This is a genomic window from Hymenobacter agri (genome assembly GCF_054778495.1).
The window spans coordinates 1-1,058 of sequence record NZ_BAAGZM010000989.1 but is presented as its reverse complement, the minus strand read 5'-3'; the positions used below and the strand labels follow the sequence as shown (position 1 = coordinate 1,058).

Annotated in this window: 1 protein-coding gene; it reads left to right on the top strand. The window is 61.5% G+C overall.

Annotated elements, in window-relative coordinates; genetic code table 11:
- Positions 1-101: 101 nt before the first annotated feature.
- The coding region (locus ACYVDE_RS23920; protein WP_460504028.1) for a glycoside hydrolase family 43 protein at positions 102-1,058 on the top strand (957 nt) is incomplete at its 3' end.

Below are 1,058 nucleotides of genomic sequence, written 5' to 3'. Positions count from 1 at the left end.
CCCAGGGCCTGCGGGTGAGCCTGCCCGCCCAGCCGCCGGCCGCCGGGCTGGCCTACGCCTTCAAAATCACGGGGTAATTCCGCTTTTCTTTTTTCCGTTTTATGTTTCGATTTCTTTGCCTGCTGCTGTGGCTGGTGGCCCTCAAGCCCGCCGCCGCCGCGCCGCCCAAGCCCAGCGCCTACCTGTTTGCCTACTTCACCGGCAACGACAAGAGCGAGGAGGCCATTCGCTTCGCCCTGAGCCCCGACGGCTACCATTACCGCGCCCTCAACGGCAACCGGCCGGTGCTCAGCTCGGCCGTTATCAGCGAAACGGGCGGCGTGCGCGACCCGCACATTCTGCGCGGAGCCGACGGCAAAACCTTCTATATGGTGGCCACCGACATGGTATCGGCCAAGGGCTGGGACTCGAACCGCGGCATGGTGCTGCTGAAATCCACCGACCTGATTAACTGGACGCACAGCGCCATCAACTTTCAGAAGCGCTACAAAGGCCAGGAAAACCTGAAGCGCGTGTGGGCCCCGCAAACCATCTACGACGCCAAAGCCGGCAAATACCTGGTATACTTCTCGTTGCAGTACGGCTCGGAGCCCGATAAAATCTACTACGCCTACGCCAACAAGGACTTCACCGACCTCGAAGGTGAGCCCAAGCAGCTGTTTTTCAGCCCCACCAACGGCTCGTGCATCGACGGCGACATCGTGGCCAAAGACGGTAAGTTTTACTTGTTCTTCAAAACCGAAGGCCAGGGCAACGGCATCAAAATCGCCGTGTCCGACAAGCTCACCGAAGGCTACGTGCTGCGCGACCACTACGTGCAGCAAACCAAGGACCCGGTGGAGGGCGCCGGCACCTTCAAGCTGAACAATTCGAACGACTACATCCTGATGTATGACCGGTACACGAGCGGCAAGTACCAGTTCACGCGCACCCGCGACCTGCAGCATTTTGCCGTGGTGGATGGCGACGTGAGCATGGATTTCCACCCGCGTCACGGCACGGTGCTGCCCATCACGGCCGCCGAGGAGGCCCGGCTGGCGGCCCGCTGGCTCACGCCG